This window comes from Flavobacterium aquariorum (genome assembly GCF_003254745.1).
Lineage (GTDB): Bacteria > Bacteroidota > Bacteroidia > Flavobacteriales > Flavobacteriaceae > Flavobacterium > Flavobacterium aquariorum.
This window is the reverse complement of sequence record NZ_QKXH01000005.1, coordinates 260618-278359: the sequence shown is the minus strand read 5'-3', so window position 1 is coordinate 278359 and position 17742 is coordinate 260618. Positions and strand designations below refer to the sequence as shown.

General features: G+C 33.5%; 15 protein-coding genes. 14 read left to right on the top strand and 1 reads right to left on the bottom strand.

Translation table 11 applies throughout. The features are described 5' to 3' along the window. Window position 1: 1 nt before the first annotated feature. From DOS84_RS09940 to rpe, 12 genes are all read left to right on the top strand, one after another. Window positions 2-2788 (top strand): TonB-dependent receptor, encoded by a 2787-nt coding sequence (locus DOS84_RS09940; RefSeq protein ID WP_111409960.1) that lies wholly within the window; start codon window positions 2-4, stop codon window positions 2786-2788. Window positions 2789-2796: 8 nt separating this feature from the next. Continuing rightward, entirely contained in the window at window positions 2797-3987 is a 1191-nt protein-coding gene (locus DOS84_RS09935; RefSeq protein WP_111409959.1) for a DUF4249 domain-containing protein, read from the top strand. Between the two features lie 35 nt (window positions 3988-4022). Then, window positions 4023-5255 carry a DUF4249 domain-containing protein gene (locus DOS84_RS09930; protein ID WP_243636355.1) on the top strand — a complete coding sequence of 411 codons (1233 nt, stop codon included), beginning with the start codon at window positions 4023-4025 and terminating at the stop codon, window positions 5253-5255. Further along, window positions 5243-6511 (top strand): DUF4249 domain-containing protein, encoded by a 1269-nt coding sequence (locus DOS84_RS09925; RefSeq protein ID WP_243636354.1) that lies wholly within the window; start codon window positions 5243-5245, stop codon window positions 6509-6511. Before DOS84_RS09930 ends, DOS84_RS09925 begins: the two co-directional genes overlap by 13 nt. A gap of 24 nt (window positions 6512-6535) precedes the next feature. Further along, the gene (locus DOS84_RS09920; protein ID WP_111409958.1) at window positions 6536-7768 is read left to right on the top strand and encodes a DUF4249 domain-containing protein; all 1233 of its coding nucleotides are present in this window, start codon (window positions 6536-6538) and stop codon (window positions 7766-7768) included. Between the two features lie 27 nt (window positions 7769-7795). After that, on the top strand, window positions 7796-9547 hold the full coding sequence (locus tag DOS84_RS09915; RefSeq protein ID WP_111409957.1) for a hypothetical protein: 1752 nt from the start codon (window positions 7796-7798) through the stop codon (window positions 9545-9547). Window positions 9548-10081: 534 nt separating this feature from the next. Continuing rightward, on the top strand, window positions 10082-10504 hold the full coding sequence (locus DOS84_RS09910; RefSeq protein WP_111409956.1) for a hypothetical protein: 423 nt from the start codon (window positions 10082-10084) through the stop codon (window positions 10502-10504). A 1-nt stretch (window position 10505) separates the two neighbouring features. After that, a complete protein-coding gene (locus DOS84_RS09905; RefSeq protein ID WP_165830420.1) occupies window positions 10506-12248 on the top strand; it encodes an ATP-binding protein in 1743 nt (580 codons plus the stop codon). Further along, entirely contained in the window at window positions 12241-12987 is a 747-nt protein-coding gene (locus tag DOS84_RS09900) for a LytR/AlgR family response regulator transcription factor (RefSeq protein ID WP_111409955.1), read from the top strand. The genes DOS84_RS09905 and DOS84_RS09900 overlap by 8 nt, the downstream gene beginning before the upstream one ends. 428 nt (window positions 12988-13415) lie before the next feature. Next, window positions 13416-13655: a hypothetical protein gene (locus tag DOS84_RS09895; RefSeq protein ID WP_111409954.1), complete on the top strand. Its 240-nt coding sequence runs from the start codon at window positions 13416-13418 to the stop codon at window positions 13653-13655. Window positions 13656-13875: 220 nt separating this feature from the next. Then, window positions 13876-14739: a sigma-70 family RNA polymerase sigma factor gene (locus DOS84_RS09890; protein ID WP_007804760.1), complete on the top strand. Its 864-nt coding sequence runs from the start codon at window positions 13876-13878 to the stop codon at window positions 14737-14739. 405 nt (window positions 14740-15144) lie between these two features. Continuing rightward, the gene (gene rpe / locus DOS84_RS09885) at window positions 15145-15813 is read left to right on the top strand and encodes a ribulose-phosphate 3-epimerase (protein ID WP_243636353.1); all 669 of its coding nucleotides are present in this window, start codon (window positions 15145-15147) and stop codon (window positions 15811-15813) included. A gap of 60 nt (window positions 15814-15873) precedes the next feature. Here the strand turns inward: rpe and DOS84_RS09880 are convergent, their stop codons facing one another. Beyond that, complete coding sequence (locus DOS84_RS09880; RefSeq protein WP_111409952.1) at window positions 15874-16296, bottom strand: CBS domain-containing protein; 423 nt, start codon at window positions 16294-16296, stop codon at window positions 15874-15876. Window positions 16297-16769: 473 nt separating this feature from the next. Here DOS84_RS09880 and tssD (DOS84_RS09875) point away from each other — a divergent pair, with 473 nt between their 5' ends. Next, entirely contained in the window at window positions 16770-17156 is a 387-nt protein-coding gene (gene tssD / locus DOS84_RS09875) for a type VI secretion system tube protein TssD (protein ID WP_111409951.1), read from the top strand. A 159-nt stretch (window positions 17157-17315) separates the two neighbouring features. Continuing rightward, window positions 17316-17711, top strand: a complete 396-nt coding sequence (tssD, locus tag DOS84_RS09870) for a type VI secretion system tube protein TssD (RefSeq protein WP_111409950.1) — start codon at window positions 17316-17318, stop codon at window positions 17709-17711. Window positions 17712-17742 lie beyond the last annotated feature (31 nt).

Genomic DNA, 17742 nt, shown 5'->3' with positions numbered 1-17742 from the left:
AATGAGGAAAATATTACTCGTCCTTTTCACAGCCTTAATTCATTTTTCTTTATTAGCACAAAAAACTGGAGACACTTATTCCTTTGAATTCAAAAATGTAGATAGATTAAAAGCTATAGAAACTATAGAAGCTACTACTCCTTATCATTTTTATTTTGAAAAGGAATGGATGGATTCTGATAAAAGTTTAATCTCTGGAAGTTATAAGAACGTTACAATCACAACTCTTCTAGAGAGCATCTTTAACAACACCTCTTTAAACTTCTATGTTACAAAAAACAAGATTATTTTGACTCAAAATAATGTTATTCATGAAAAATTGGCTACCAATTATTTTGGAGCGATTAAAACTGAAAATAGTAATAAAGATTCTAATGATTTAACTGGAAAACCTGTTTTTTATCAGCAGTATGATTCTATAAACAAATCATACACCAAGAATAATAATGGAGTAGTTTTTATTGGAAAAGAAACAAAAACAACAGATGCTAAATTCTGTACTATAACCGGAATAATAATTAACACGACAACTGGGAAACCTGAATCCAATATTGTTATTAAAGTCCGAAACAAAAACATAAGTACAATTAGTGATAACGATGGAAATTATTCCTTAAAACTTCCAACGGGTACAAACATAATAGAAACAAGATCCTTAAGTCACAAAAAGGTGGTAAAGACATTGGTGGTTTACAATAACGGAGAACTAAACATCAATATAGCCGAAAATTCAAATCAGCTAGATGAAGTATTTATAAAAGGTAAAGGATCAAAAGCTGTAGAATCAGTTGTTTCGGGTGTAATTTCCATAGACATAGAAGCTATGAAAAATATGCCATTGATACTTGGAGAACGAGATATCTTAAAAGTGGCGACTACATTGCCCGGGGTTAAAACCACTGGTGAAGGATCTGCAGGGTTTAATGTGCGTGGTGGAAAAGATGATCAAAACTTATTTCTTCTTGACAATGCTGTACTCTATAATCCTCAACATTTTTTAGGGTTTTTCTCTTCTATAAATCCATATACTGCAAAGAAAGCAACCATCTACAAAGGAAGCATTCCTGCCGATTTAGGAGGAAGATTATCGTCTGTATTTGATATAACTACCAAAAACGGAAATCCTGAAACCATTACTGGTGAAGGAGCAATTGGCCCAATAACATCAAATTTAAGTGTAAGTGTGCCTTTAGAGAAAAACAAATCCAGCCTCCTTTTTGGTGGTCGTGCAACCTACTCTGATTGGGTTTTAAAATCTTTAAAAAACGACGATTTGGCCAATAGCCAAGCCAGTTTTTATGATGGAATATTAAAATACAACAATGCTTTAAATAAAAACAACTTCCTAGAGTCTACTCTTTATTATAGCCATGATAAGTTCAGCCTTAGTTCTGATTCTATTTATTCTTATAGTAACAGACTTGCTTCTATCAAATGGGATCATTCTTTTAATTCTAAAAACAAAGCAGCCGTAATTTTAACCAATAGCGAATACAAATTCGACATTGACTTCGATACAACTGCAAAAAATGCTTTTGTGTCAGGATATAAACTAAATGAAACACAACTATTATTAAAATTCAACTATTTATATAGTGACAAACATAAATTTCAATATGGTTTAACAAGTAAACTATACAATGTTTACCCAGGCTTTTTGAATCCTACCAACCCTAACACCACACTAAAACCAATAGAAATTGCACAGGAAAAAGGGTTGGAATCGGCACTTTATGTTTCAGATAGTTATAAAATAAATGACAAATTCTCTGTAGATCTAGGCTTACGTTATTCATTATATGCTTCTTTGGGTGAAACAGATCAAAGAGTTTATGCTCCTAACCTTCCACTAAATGATGCAACGGTTATTGAAACTAAGCATTATGGCAACAACCAAGTAGCAACCACTTACGGAACTTTTGAACCACGTTTAGCTGCCCGATATTTACTAACTGACGATTTATCTATTAAGGCTGGTTACGACAAAACCAGCCAATATATTCATTTACTATCTAGTAATGTCACACAATCACCTACAGATACTTGGATACTGTCGAATTTGAATATAAAACCACAAACAGCGCAACAAGCTTCGATTGGTATATTCAAGAATTTCGATAACAATTTATATGAAGTTAGCTTAGAAAGCTATTATAAAAAATCAAAAAACATCCTAGATTATAAAGTCGGTGCTCAACTGCAATTAAATGAGCATGTTGAAACCGAACTTTTGCAAGGAGAAGGAAAAGCATATGGTATTGAATTTTTAGTCAAAAAACAGTTTGGACGATTAAACGGTTGGTTGGGATATACCTACTCTAGAACTTTCATAAAACTGGATAGCCAGTTTAGTGAAGAAAAAGTAAATAATGGAAATTATTTCCCAGCTAATTATGACAAACCTCACGATGTAAGTGCTATTTTAAACTACAAGTTTACTAAAAGATACAGTCTCTCTTCCAATTTTGTTTACCAAACTGGAAGGCCTATTACCTACCCTATTGGAACCTATATATACAATAATGCAAACTATACGTTATATAGTGATCGAAATGCATTTCGTATTCCAGATTATTATCGTTTAGACATAGGTATAAACATTGAGGGAAATCATAAAATAAAAAAATTGGCTCATAGTTTTTGGAACATCTCTGTTTATAATGTTTTGGGGAGAGCAAATCCTTATTCTATTTATTTTGTGACTGATGGTGACGGAAAAGTTAAAGCTTTCAAAACTTCAATCTTTTCAATACCTGTGCCAAGTATTACCTATAATTTCAAATTTTAATTGAAATAATGAAAATCAAAATAACATCTAATCTTTTCTCCTTACTACTATTATGCTTCATTTTTAATAGTTGTACTGAGCCTTATATATTAGAAACAAACACATACGAAGAAGCATTAGTGGTTGAAGCCACCATAACCAATGAACTAAAAAAACAAGAAATAACAATAACAAAAACTTCCCGATTTGAAGATAAAGAAACCCAAATAGAAAAGGGAGCTGACGTTTTTATAACAGATAATACTGGAACTCGATATCATTTCGAGGAAGAATCGGGTAAATATATTTCTACAATAGAATTTCAAGCCATTCCAGGAAAAGAATATCGATTAAATATCAATACTAAAGATGGCAGAACGATCGTATCAACAACTGAAACCCTTTCAGCTATAAACCCAATGCAGGATGTAAAAGCAGCTGTAGAAACAAAAGATAGCTTAAGAGGTGTTGCCATTAGAGTAAGCAGTTACGACCCTACTAATACCGCCAAATATTATCGTTTTGAATACGAAGAAACCTATAAAATTATTGCTCCTGAATGGCGTTTAAAAAAAGCGATTACCATAGATGGTGTAAATGGCGCTAACCCAACATTAGAAGTAATAGCTAATGATCCTAACACTAGAATTTGTTACAGTACCAAAAAAAACACTGAAATCATACTTACAAGTACTAATGAATTAAATGAAGACAGAGTAGATTTCGTTCCTCGTTTTATCAGTGACCAAAACTATATTATATCACATCGCTATTGTATTTTAGTCAAGCAATATGTCGAAAACCTACCTGCTTATACCTACTACAAAACGTTAAAAAAAATTTCAGGAACGGAGAGTATATTATCACCTCTACAACCTGGTTTCCTAAATGGGAATTTAAAATCGGTAAATAATCCTAATGACAAAATAATGGGCTATTTTGATGTGGCTTCTGTTTCTTCGAAAAGAATTTATTTTAATTATATAGATTTATTTCCAAAAGATCCCCCACCTCCTTACTACACAAAATGTGACGAGCAGGCACTTTTATTTTGTTTCGGACCACCGCCATGCTATGGAGATGAATTAGTTTATTATTTTGCAAATAATTTAATGACTTATTCTCTCCATGAAGGAATTCTTTATCATATATACCCTGCTCCCTGCGGAGATTGCACCACTTTTTCATCAAACATTAAACCACCATTTTGGGTAGATTAATTACATATTTAGTTTCAAAATCTAAAAGCCTACTATTGGCTTTAGATTTTACTTTTACCTCCAAAAAAGAGCGTAAACAAATAACTATGCCTATTAATAAAACAATTCTATTACTGATAATCTATTTTACGATAAATAGTTGCACTGAACCCTATATATTAGAAACAAACACATACGAAGAAGCTTTAGTTGTTGAAGCCACCATAACCAATGAACTCAAAAAACAAGAAATAACCTTAACTAAAACTTCCCGTTTTGAAGACAAGGAAACCCAAATAGAAAAGGGAGCTGACGTTTTTATAACAGATAATACTGGAACTCGATATGATTTCGAGGAAGAATCGGGTAGATATATTTCTACAATAGAATTTCAAGCCATTCCAGGAAAAGAATATCGATTAAATATCAATACTAAAGATGGCAGAACGATCGTATCAACAACTGAAACTCTTCCTGCAATAAACCCAATGCAGGATGTAAAAGCAGCAGTAGAAACAAAAGACAGTTTAAGAGGGGTAGCCATTAGAGTAAGCAGTTACGATCCAACAAATACAGCTAAATATTACCGTTATGAATATGAAGAAACGTATAAAATTATTGCTCCTGAATGGCGTTTAAAAAAAGCGATTACCATAGATGGCGTAAATGGTGCTGACCCAACATTAGAAATAATAGCTAATGATCCTAACACTAGAATTTGTTATAGTACCAAAAAAAACACTGAAATCATACTTACAAGCACTAATGAATTAAGTGAAGACCGAGTAGATTTCGTCCCTCGTTTTATCAGTGACCAAAACTACATTATATCACATCGCTATAGCATTTTAGTCAAGCAATATGTCGAAAACCTACCTGCTTATACCTACTACAAAACATTAAAAAAAATTTCAGGGACAGAGTCTGTATTATCACCTCTACAACCTGGTTTAGTAATTGGTAATTTGAAATCAGTAAATAATCCAAATGACAAAATAATTGGCTATTTTGATGTGGCTTCTGTTTCCTCAAAAAGAATTTATTTTAATTATATTGATCTATTTCCTACCGATCCCTTACCTCCTTACTACACACAATGCGATGAGCAGGTACTTCGATTTTGTTTCGGTGCGCCAGAATGTTATGGAAATGAATTAGCTTATTACTTTGCTTTAAATAAAATGACTTATTCTCTCCACGAAGGAATTCTTTATCATATATATCCGGCTCCCTGCGGAGATTGCACTACAATTGGCTCTAACATAAAACCAGCATTTTGGGTAGATTAATTACATATTTATTTTCAAAATCTAGAAGCAAACCAATAGCCTTAGATTTTACATTTACCTCCAAAAAAGAGCGTAAAGAAATAACTGTGTCTTTTAACAAAACAATCTTCTTGTTCCTAATCTGTTTTACTACAAATAGTTGCACTGAACCCTACATCTTAGAAACAAACACTTACGAAGAAGCATTAGTCGTTGAAGCCACTATTACTAATGAACTCAAAAAACAAGAGATAACCTTAACTAAAACTTCTAAATTTGAAGATACAGCAACACAAATAGAATCGGGTGCCGATGTTTTTATTATTGACGAGATTGGAACTCGATATGATTTCGAGGAAGAATCTGGTAAATATATTTCTACAACGGAATTTCAAGCAGTTCCAGGAAAGGAATATCGATTGAATATTAATACCAATGATGGTCGATCTTTTGTATCTTCAACCGAAACACTTACTCCAATAAATGCTATGCAAGATGTAAAAGCTTCAGCGGAAACAAAAGACAGTATTAGAGGAGCTGCCATTAGAGTGACAAGTTTTGACCCAACAAACGAAGCCAAATATTATAGATATGAATATGAGGAAACCTATAAAATTATTGCTCCCAGTTGGAATTTAAATAAAGCAATTGTAGTTCCTGCTGATCCAAGAAACCCTAGAGCAGAGCCAACTTACGCCTTAATTCCCAATTCACCTGACACTAGAATTTGTTATAATACAAAAAAATCAACCGAAATTTTGTTGACAAGCACAGCGGAGTTAAATGATAATCACGTCGATTTTAACGTGAGATTCATCAGCAACCAGAATTATATCATTATGGAGCGCTATAGCATTTTGGTTCGGCAATATGTAGAAAACTTAGCTTCCTATTCTTATTACAGCACTTTAAAGAAACTCTCTGGATCCGGAAGTTTATTATCCCCTAATCAGCCTGGTTTTTTATATGGAAATTTAAGATCCGTAGATAATCCTAGCGATAAAATAATTGGCTATTTTGATGTAACTTCGGTATCAACAAAAAGAATTTATTTTAATTACATCGATTTATTTCCGGGTGAGGCTCCCCCACATTATTATACGGATTGTACCCCATTTTGCTATGGAGAACAACCCTGCACTCATAAAGATGGACTTATAGACGACATCGGATTAGGTAAAGTAACCTATTTTGGTAGCCCAAATTGGGTTAATGCTCCTTGTGGTGACTGTACAAAAATTGGCTCAAATATAAAACCTTCTTTTTGGGAAGATTAAAGAAAGCAAACGAATTAAAAATAAATGACTACTTACAATCAAAATAAAAACCAAAAAAGTTCTTCACCAATAGCGTGTAAAAGAACATCTATTGTATTAAATGGGATTATCTTTTTAATACTGTCTTCCTTTCTACTGAATGGATGTACTGAACCGTATATATTGGAAACCAATACCTATGAAGAAGCATTGGTCGTAGAAGCAACAATAACGAATGAACTCAAAAAACAAGAAATAACACTAACGAAAACGGCTCGATTTGAGGACAAAGAGATTCAAATAGAAAAGGGTGCAAAAGTTTTTATTACTGATAATACTGGAATTCAATATGACTTTAAAGAAGAGTCAGGAAAATACATTTCTACAACTGAATTCCAAGCCGTTTCAGGCAAGGAATATAGATTAAACATTAAAACAAGTGATGGCAGAACTTTTGAATCTTCAACCGAAACACTTACTCCCATAAATGCTATGCAGGAGGTTAAAGCAGCAGTGGAAACGAAAGACAGTTTAAGGGGCGTTGGTATTAGAGTAAGCAGTTACGACCCGACAAATACTGCAAAATATTACCGTTATGAATATGAAGAAACCTATAAAATAATTGCTCCAAAATGGGTTCCTAGCAAATCAATTGCACTGACCGAATTTACAATCGGCATTATCCCAAACCCAACTAACACCAGAATTTGTTATAGTACAAAAAAGAATACAGAACTACTTTTAACAAATACTAACAATCTAAATGAAGCCCGGCTTAACTTTTTAGTACGTTTTGTTAGTGATCAAAATTATATTATTACACATCGGTATAGTATTTTGGTAAAACAATACGTAGAAAGTTTAGCTTCATACACTTATTACACAACTTTAAAAAAAATATCCGGTTCCGGAAGTATTTTATATCCTACCCAACCCGGCTTTATAAACGGCAATGTGAAATCTGTAAACAATGAAAATGACAAAATAATTGGCTTTTTCGATGTCGCTTCAGTTTCATCCAAAAGAATATATTTTAATTATGAAGAATTATTTCCAGGAGAATTAGCACCACCATACTATACCAATTGTGATCAAGATGTATATCCACTTTGTTTTGGTCCCGATCCTTGCAGAGGTGCAGATTTAATTCAAGGCATTGAACTAAATAAATTAGCATATCAATTTCACGAAGGTATAAATTATCATATGGTCAATATTGAATGTGGAGATTGCACTTCATTTTCATCAAACATTAAACCTTTATTTTGGGAAGATTAAAATACATCTAATAAAATCTTATATATTTTGAAAAATTTAAAATACACCCTGCTCCTAGTTTTAACTATGGTTAACAAGCAACCGGCATTTGCCCAGCAAATCAACTCATCCAGTGAAAAGCAAAATTTTCATAGTGATGAAACCGTATTTCTAAGTACAAATGCGACAACATTTGTCACTGGTGAGACGCTTTACTATAAACTTAATTGCCTAAAATTATCCAACAAAACACCAAGTAATGTTAGTAAAATAGCTTACGTGGAACTTGTGGACAGTGACAAAAAAACGGTTTTCAAAAACAAAATTTATCTTGAAAACACTAGAGGCCAAGGCGATTATTTCGTGCCTACCACAATAAAAACAGGTAATTACAAACTCCTTGGCTATACTAACTGGATGCTGAACCAAACTGTTGCACCTTTTTTCCAAATTGATATTGTTATTATCAATCCATTTCAAACAGCGGAAAACCAAACTGCAGCAAGCGTTGCCGCTGTCAATACCGCAGCTGAAACATCTACTGCAATACCAATTCAAATAACTCAAAATGATTATTTAAAACTCAATTTAAATAAAAAAGCATTCACAAATAGAGAACAAGTAAACGTTAATGTTGCAACCTTAAATGAAATTGCAAAAAATGGAAATTATTCCTTCTCTGTTAGAAAACTAGAAGATTTACCTTCAACGAAACAAACCTCTGCTGAAGAATTTTCAAAAATAGTTTCAAAAATAGAACCAATAAATAAAGGCAATAAAATTACTTTACCTGAATTAAGAGGCGAAATGATTAGCGGTAAGATCACTTGCAAAAACAATCCAAACGATATCCAAAATATAAATATCGGTTTATCAATTCCTGGAAAAACATTTGCTTTCAAAGTAGTGAAAACTGATAAAAATGGAAATTTCATTTTCAATCTTGACAAACCCTACTACAACTCAGCAGTAAACATCCAAGTTATAGATGACAAACGTTCAAATTACACGGTGGTACTAGACAACACTTCTGGAGTTGATTATTCAAAACTCAATTTTCAACCCAGTATAAGTTTGACACCTGCTCTTTCAGAAACGTTACTTAATCGATCCATAGCCAGTCAAATTGAAAATGCTTATTACAGCAATAAAACAGATAGTATTCTAAAAACAAAATCAATAAATGCTTTTTACGAGCCAATTGCCAAGGAATATGTTCTTGATGACTATACACGATTTCCTACGCTAAAAGAAACAGCTATTGAGATTGTAAAAGAAATGTATTATGAGCAAAAAGATAAAAAATACACTTTACATTTAAGAGATGTTAGTATTTATACTCAATCTCCAGAACCCGCATTAGTACTTATTGATGGATTACTTTTACAGGACACAAATGAACTTTTTGAATACAACATGAAAAATATATCCAAAATTAGTGTGATTCCCGGACTATATTACCTTGGCCCAAAAGCTTTCAACGGCATCATCAGTTTTACCACAAAAACTCAGGATTTTGTCAGTAAGCAATCCGGATCCTATATTCTTGATGCATCAGTTTTAAGACCATCACTAAAAAAAGAGTATTACACCCCAGACTATACCGACAAATCTAAAAACGAAAGAATTCCAGATTATCGCTATCAATTATTGTGGCTTCCTCAACTTACCTTAGCCAGCAATGAAAACCCCATATCCTTTTACACTTCGGATGTAACAGGAACATTTGAGATTACACTCGAAGGTTTCACAGACCAAGGCATACCGGTCTCGCTAAAAGACACTTTTGAAGTACAATAAATACCCCCAAAACCCCAACTCATTAATTTGATTTGGGGTTTTTTAATCCAAATAAAAATTATTAGGGCATGACCCCGTTGAGTAAAGGGGCTTACCAATAGCACCGCTTACAAAGCCCCTCCCCTCAACGCGGTCGGGCTATCCATGCTACTTTGGTAGCTTATTCCTATCCTTCACGCAATCGTAAAAGCGAGAAATTCATACCTAAAAATAGTATCCCAATCACACTTCTCAACACATAAAGGGTAGTGCCTTTTGCATTAAATTCCACAAAACAACTATTTTAAAAAATCCGTGTAAATCCGTTCCATCCGTCAAATCTGTGGCCAAAACCAACACACAAAACTAAAACTTTGCGTCCCTTCCGTAAACCTTTGTGTTCCTTGCGTTTAAACAAACTCAGCAACAATTACTATTTTATACAATTCAAAGCGAATAATTCAAAAAAATAATAAAACCAATACATTTTATTCAAAGAAAAAAAATATCTTTAACGTGAAAATTAGTATCTATTAACCAATTAAAAAAACAACTATGTGTGATTCTACAAAAGAACTATCCTTTACCCCTTACCCAACCATCCAAACCACCAAGATTAACACTTTACCGTTTACTTTCCTTGAGCCAGCTGAAGTTAATTACCCAGTAGCCCCATTGGTTTCTGCAAAATTCTACACCCCAAAGGGAGGTCCTTTAACCATAAAAGTAAGAGCAACAGTATACATGAACTCCGAAATTCCAGACGCTCCTGTTGTAGAACCCCCTACAGAAAAAGATGGTGTTTTGACTATCAACTACGATTACGATTTTTCTATGGAAACCCCAGAAACATGTGATGTGTGGTATGTAGAACTAGATTACACCTCGCCTACTGTTGGAGATATTACTACTATTATGTCCTATATGGTAAACTTAGATCCTGAGACTTCAAGAGGAACGGAGACCAAAATTCCTTAAAATGAATTTAAAACTCAACAATTATTACTTTTACTTTATTCTAATAATTCCTTTTTTCCTTTTTTCACAATCGAAAGAGAACAATACATTTGAAAAAAAAATACTCCAGCAAAAAGCAATAGAATATAAAGGAGAAATCAATTTTGTTAAAGCCCAATCTTTTTATTTAAAAAAAGATTGGGATTCTACTTTATTGTATTCAATGAAACAATTAAGTACTAGCAATAATAGGAAAATAGCAGATTATTGTCATCATTTTAGAGGAGTAAGTTTTTTCAACAAAAAACTCCATAAAGAATCTCAAAAAGAATTATTCTTAGTGTCAGATAAATTTCCTCTTAAATCTGTCAAATACTATTTTCTTGGCGCTTCCTTTTTAGAATCAAGAGAATATACAAAATCTCTTTTTTTCTTTAAATTAGCAGAAAACCAATCAATTAACCAAAAAGAAGTTACTTTTTTAGCAGATATATATACAGGGGTTGGTACCACATATATTTTTCTAAAGCAATACAAGAAAGCCGAAGAATTTTTAATTAAAAATTTACAATTAAATATAAAAACTAAAAACAAAGAAAGAATTTGCACTTCATATACTAATCTTGCTAATTTATATTACGAGCTATATAAAGACAATTTAGCTATTTTCTATTTTAAAAAAGCTTATAACCTTTCAAAAGAAATAAAAGATTTTGACTCAAATAGAATTGCTTCAAAAAACATGGCTGTTGTAGAAGAAAACAGAGGCAACTTCAAATTAGCACTAACCTACAGAAAAGAATCCGAGAAGTGGAAAGACTCTCTTAATAATCAAAACAAAGTTTGGGCACTTGCAGATTACGAAAAAAAATATGCGGTAGCACAAAAACAAAAACAAATCTCAGTACTTAAGGTAGAGAACAAATTAAAAGACACTCAACGTAATGGTTTATTTTATTCAGTATTAGCTTTGTTATTTCTACTAATAGGAGGCGTTTATATATATGCTCAAAAAGTAAAAAACAGCAAAATAATCCTTACTCAAAAAAATAAATTAGACGAGCTCAATGCCACCAAAGACCAACTTTTCTCCATTGTGAGTCATGATTTGCGTTCCTCTGTCAATGCCTTAAAAACCAGCAATGCAAAATTAACCACTTCGCTGGAAACCAAAAACTACAACGAGCTAGATCAACTCCTACATCAAAATAGCGCGATTGCAAACGGCGCCTACAGTTTGCTGGACAACTTGCTTCATTGGGCTTTGCTGCAAACTAAACAATTATATTTTCATAAAGATTCAGTCCACTTGTATTCCATCGTTCAACAAATAGAATACAACTACAAACCCTTACTACTGGATAAAGTCATTACTTTTGAGAACGCCGTTTCCAAAAATAGTTTTATCTTCGTAGACCTTGATTCGTTAAAAATTGTATTGCGCAACCTGTTTGACAATGCTATTAAATTTTCTAATGAAAATGGTGAAATCAGGATTTATACGACAGAAACAAATACAAATTTTTGTCAACTTGTGATTCAGGACAACGGTTTAGGAATGAGCCAAGACACCATAAACGAGTTGCTTGAAGACAATGAGTTATTGGCCAAGAAAAGCAATTCGGAGATTATAGGAACGGGGTTAGGAATGCAATTGTGCAAACAAATGATTAAGAAAAATGGAGGAAAGCTAGCCATAGAAAGCGAACCAAACAAAGGAACCAAAATTGTATTGACGTTCCCAAAAACAGAACAAAATGGATAACATCAATGTACTTATTATAGAAGACACGCCAGAGCAAAGTGACGCACTGAGTAAAGTCTTGCTAGCCAATAAATACAACATTGTAGGCGTTGCCAAAAATTATATTGATGCACTGACATTATTCTACCAAAATACAGTGGATATTATTGTTATCGATGTCTTTCTTGACGGAAAACCAGACGGAATCACTTTTGCAGAGACTATCAACATTGTACCAAACGCATCCAAACCCTTTGTTTTTTTGACCAGCTCTCAGGATCGTCAGATTTTCGAGAGAGCCAAACTAACGAAGCCTTTCAGTTTTTTGATGAAACCCTTCAATGAATTAGAAATTCTTTACGCCCTTGAAATGGCTGTCGAAAAATTCTACGAGCAGACCAATGTCTTTTTGAGTGAAGATCAGGATACTGTAATCAGTAATGATTATCTGTTCATCAAAAAGAAAAATGCACTAAAAAAAGTATCGTTACAAGACATTCTCTACATAGAAGTGGAGGAACGCTATTGCAACATTATCACCGAGAAAGAAAAATTTGTCATCCTGATTTCATTAACCAAAATCAGCGCACTTCTCGACAAGGACAAATTCGTCAAAACGCACAGAAATTATATTGTCAACACCGACAAAATAGAAGAAATCATCTTGGCCGACAACCTTGTCATCCTCAAAGGAAACCACAAAATAAATCTTAGCGATACCTACAAAGATTTCATCAAGAAAATGAATATTATATCGTAATACCCCTTTTTTGAATACCCCAAATATTCTCTCCTGAATGTTTGTGTTTCCTTGCTGCCAAGTATTAGGCATTTTTTTGCAAAAATTTAATATGCTGGCTCTTTAGCCCTGGTAGAAACAGCATCGCGTCCCGTCTCGTCCCTAAAGACGAGACGGGACGGAATATAGCGGATTGCTACGCCAGTTCGGCTTTCAGCCTCGTGTGCAGGAACAATGCTTGCTAATAAAGCCTATTCTTTCGCTCCTCAAAATCTTTTACAATTAACTGTTCCGAATTTATAATCTTCTTAGATTATTCCAGAACGTGGATTTACATATTCAACCTACCCTTTCATGACAGTAAAAAACGCATTCATGACATTTCTTTAAAAAAAAGATGTTTTGCACTTTACTTTTACTCTACCAAAAAATTAAAAAGCCGAATTACCATGAGACTAGAAATTAACAACCAAACAAATATGCAATTCAAAACTTTTTTTAACAAAATCAATCCTTGGATTGGACTTATAGCATCATTATGCCTCATTATACCGAGCTTATATGACATCCTAGACGAACCTTTTTTGCTCACCTCTGATCACTTGATTTTAGCTGCAGGCGTGTTTTTTATGATTTTATTCTTAAAGCAAATATTCGATCGAATCATCAATTTAGAAGGAATGGAATAAAACCAATGAAAATAAAAAATAGTCTATGCCATTTAGCACTATTTCTTGTATTAACTAATCGACCAATTAACAATTAAATTAGTTAGATTTACCTGTCTCAATCTTTTTGGGGCAGGTATTTTTATTTTAATTTAAAAAAAAGAATATGTCTTTTGTAACTTTTTTGAAACCCCGTACGTATAACCACTTGTACACTTAAAAAAATTGAGGAGACAGAAACATGAGACAACTTAAAATCACCAAGCAGGTTACCAATCGTGAAACCGCTTCATTAGACAAATATTTACAAGAAATTGGAAAAGTTGACCTTATTACCGCTGACGAAGAGGTAGAATTAGCTCAAAGAATTAAAGCCGGGGATCAAAGAGCCCTTGAGAAATTAACAAAAGCCAATTTACGTTTCGTAGTTTCGGTAGCCAAACAATACCAAAATCAAGGTCTTACCCTTCCCGATTTAATCAATGAAGGAAATCTTGGATTGATAAAAGCAGCACAACGTTTTGACGAAACTCGTGGATTTAAATTCATTTCATACGCTGTATGGTGGATTCGTCAATCGATACTTCAAGCTTTGGCCGAACAATCTCGTATCGTTCGTTTACCATTAAATAAAATTGGTTCTATCAATAAAATCAACAAAATGTATGCATTATTAGAGCAATCTAATGAGCGTCCGCCATCTGCTGAAGAAATTGCAAAAGAACTTGACATGACCGTAAATGACGTAAAAGAGTCTATGAAAAACTCTGGTCGTCACTTATCTATGGATGCTCCTCTTGTAGAAGGAGAAGATTCAAACCTTTACGACGTATTGCGTTCTGGTGAGTCTCCAAATCCTGACAGAGAATTAATCCACGAATCTTTGCGTACTGAAATCGAGCGTTCACTGGAAACATTGACTCCAAGAGAGGCCGATGTAGTGCGTTTGTACTTTGGTCTTGGTGACCAACACCCAATGACATTGGAAGAAATTGGTGAAACTTTTGATTTAACTCGCGAACGTGTACGTCAAATCAAGGAAAAAGCAATCCGTAGATTGAAACATACTTCAAGAAGTAAAATTTTGAAAACGTATTTAGGTTAGTATAAAATATCCCCAAATTAAAATTTTTAAAAAAGTAATTTTAACTATTTTAATACAACGTGAACAACAGTCTGATTAACTGTTCGTTTTTTGATTGATGATTGAAACTCCGGCTGATTACCGGAGTTTTATTTTTATCAATAAAACCCCAGTCTGTTCGAACTTCGTTCTCGGGTTTTGCTTCGCACTATTCGCCTTTTTAAGGCTCGGGTCCGGAGTTTTATTTTTTACACCATTAAGACCTCCATCAATCTCATTTCTTAAATCTCCCCGAAACCCAAAAAATCGTTAATCTTTGCGAATTTGAAAAAATCTTTGCGCCTTTGCGCTAAAAAAAACTAATTTTGCAAAAAACTACAAATTTGTTAAGATGCACAACAGTACGTCTCTACGCAACAAAAAACAATGATGAGTAAAAACACACTAATTGCCCCTTCAGTTCTAGCTGCCGATTTTGCCAATTTGCAACGTGATATCGAAATGATCAACAACAGTCAAGCCGACTGGTTTCACATTGACATCATGGATGGCGTTTTTGTTCCGAATATCTCTTTTGGAATGCCAGTTCTTGAAGCCATTACAAGACACACTAAAAAAACAGTTGACGTGCATTTGATGATTGTCAACCCAGACCAATACATTAAGACATTCAAAGATCTTGGTGCCGATATTTTGACCGTACATTACGAAGCCTGCACTCACCTACACAGAACGCTTCAAGCAATTAAAGCGCAAGGAATGAAAGCTGGAGTGGCATTAAATCCACACACGAGTGTTGATTTATTGGAAGATGTAATCAATGATATCGATATGGTTTGTATCATGAGTGTGAATCCTGGTTTTGGCGGGCAGTCGTTTATAGAAAACACTTATGTCAAAGTAAAAAAATTAAAAGATTTGATTACCCGAAAAGGAGCTTCGACTCTTATAGAAATTGATGGTGGCGTTACCAATAAAAACGCTTTACAATTGGTTGAAGCCGGAGCGGATGTACTGGTTGCGGGAAGCTTTGTATTTAAAGCTGAAAACCCTATCCAAACCGTAGCCGATTTAAAACAATTGACAACAGTATAAAAATACAAAAGTCCCAATACTCATAAAAGAGACATTGGGACTTTCTTCTTTAGTAAACACTTATTTGTACTGATCAATTAAATACTTTATCAAATCGGTAGTGGTTACTATCCCCACCAATAAATGGTCTTCACAAACCGGCAAAGCATGAAATTCTTTAGTGGCCAATATTTGGGCGGCCTCTTTAATAGTTGTATCCGGGGTGATGGTAATTAATTTTTTGGCCATAACCTGCTCTACGGTAAACATATTATAAACGGTGGTATCCACAACCTCTTCATCATCATCTATTGCATCTGCAAAGGAAATACGCAACAAATCAGTATAACTCAGCATTCCGATTATGGTTGCTCCGTTGACTACAGGAATGTGCCTAATTTTGTAATGCTTAAAGAGCGACTCCGCTTTTGTTAAATCATCTGCAATAGTCAGTTTAATTATATTTGTTGTCATAATTGTTGACACGGGAACCTGCTGTCTCATAACACCCTAATTTTAAATTGTAAGTAAATTTAAAACAGAAAATCAAGTCAAAATATGATGTTTATCAGTTGTTAATTAAAACTATTTTAGGATATAAAGTAAAGCAGCAGAAACTTATTAATTCTTACAAAATATTATTGCCTATTTTGCAAAACACCTACGTAAAAATACGCGATTTAAGAACACTAATGCACTCCTATTTCTCTTGTTTTTTATAAAAAAATATCATTATTGAAAGATTTATCTCTAACATGTATGCAAACTTGAAAGAAAAAATTAACATTTTTAATTGATTTAGTATCGAAATAATCAAATTTAAAGTAGAAATCAATCCGAAAAAAGTTCCTCAAGTATTGATTTTTATAAGAAAAATCACATTTAACAAAAAATTAACATTCTTACAAAATAGTGTACGAATTTTTAGCTAGTTTTACTTTGTAAATAAATAAATTTATAACTAAAACATTTTTATTATGTCATTTTCAACAACATTGACCGTAGGTGGGAAAGATTACAAAGTACTTTCTGTAAGCTACGACTTAGCACAAGAAACTGACGCTTCAGGGCGTCCATCTACAGTAACACGTGGAGGAAGAATCATGGTAGAGGTTGAATCTACTGGAGGAACTGAATTGTTCGAATGGATGACCAACAATTTCGAAAGAAAAGATGGTACAGTAAAATTCATCAAACGCGATTCAAACGCAACTCTAAAAGAATTGAAGTTCACAGAAGCTTACATGGTGAAGTACAAAGAAAACTTTGACCACACTGGTGACAATCCGTTAACAGAAACTTTTATGATTTCTGCTCGCAAAATTGCAATGGGTGGAGGAGAATTTGACAATGCTTGGGTATAATCCGATAGACTTTGTCAAACTTTTTTAAGCTTGAACCTATTAAAGGAAGTCTATTTTATGGACTTCCTTTTTGTATTACAATCACATTTCGCCCTATTTCATACTGTTTTAGCATTCCCCTTTTTTGAATCTAAAATGCAAAATCTAAAATTATAAAATATGAGTTTTTTATCCACCTTCCATGTTGACGGAGAAGAGTACAATGTACTCGAATTTAATATTGATTTCAAACAAGGGACAGACACTACAGGAAAACCAATTGGAGATCCAAAAGGTGGTGCTATCAAATTAATAATAGAAGCTACACAAAACACCAAATTCCTTTCTTGGATGCTAAACAGCGAATTGACCAAAGACGGGAAAATTATATTTTATCGCCGTGATGCCTTGAGCAAAATGAAAGAACTTGATTTTAAGAAAGCTTTTTGTATTAACTACCATGAGCAGTTTACAAGCACTACTGACATTCCAATGAAAATAACTCTTGAGCTCATCGCCAAAGAATTAACTTTTGGCGACGCTAAATTTTCAAACAATTGGATTGCTTTAGACTAGTAACTATTTAATTGACACCGATTAAATTCTT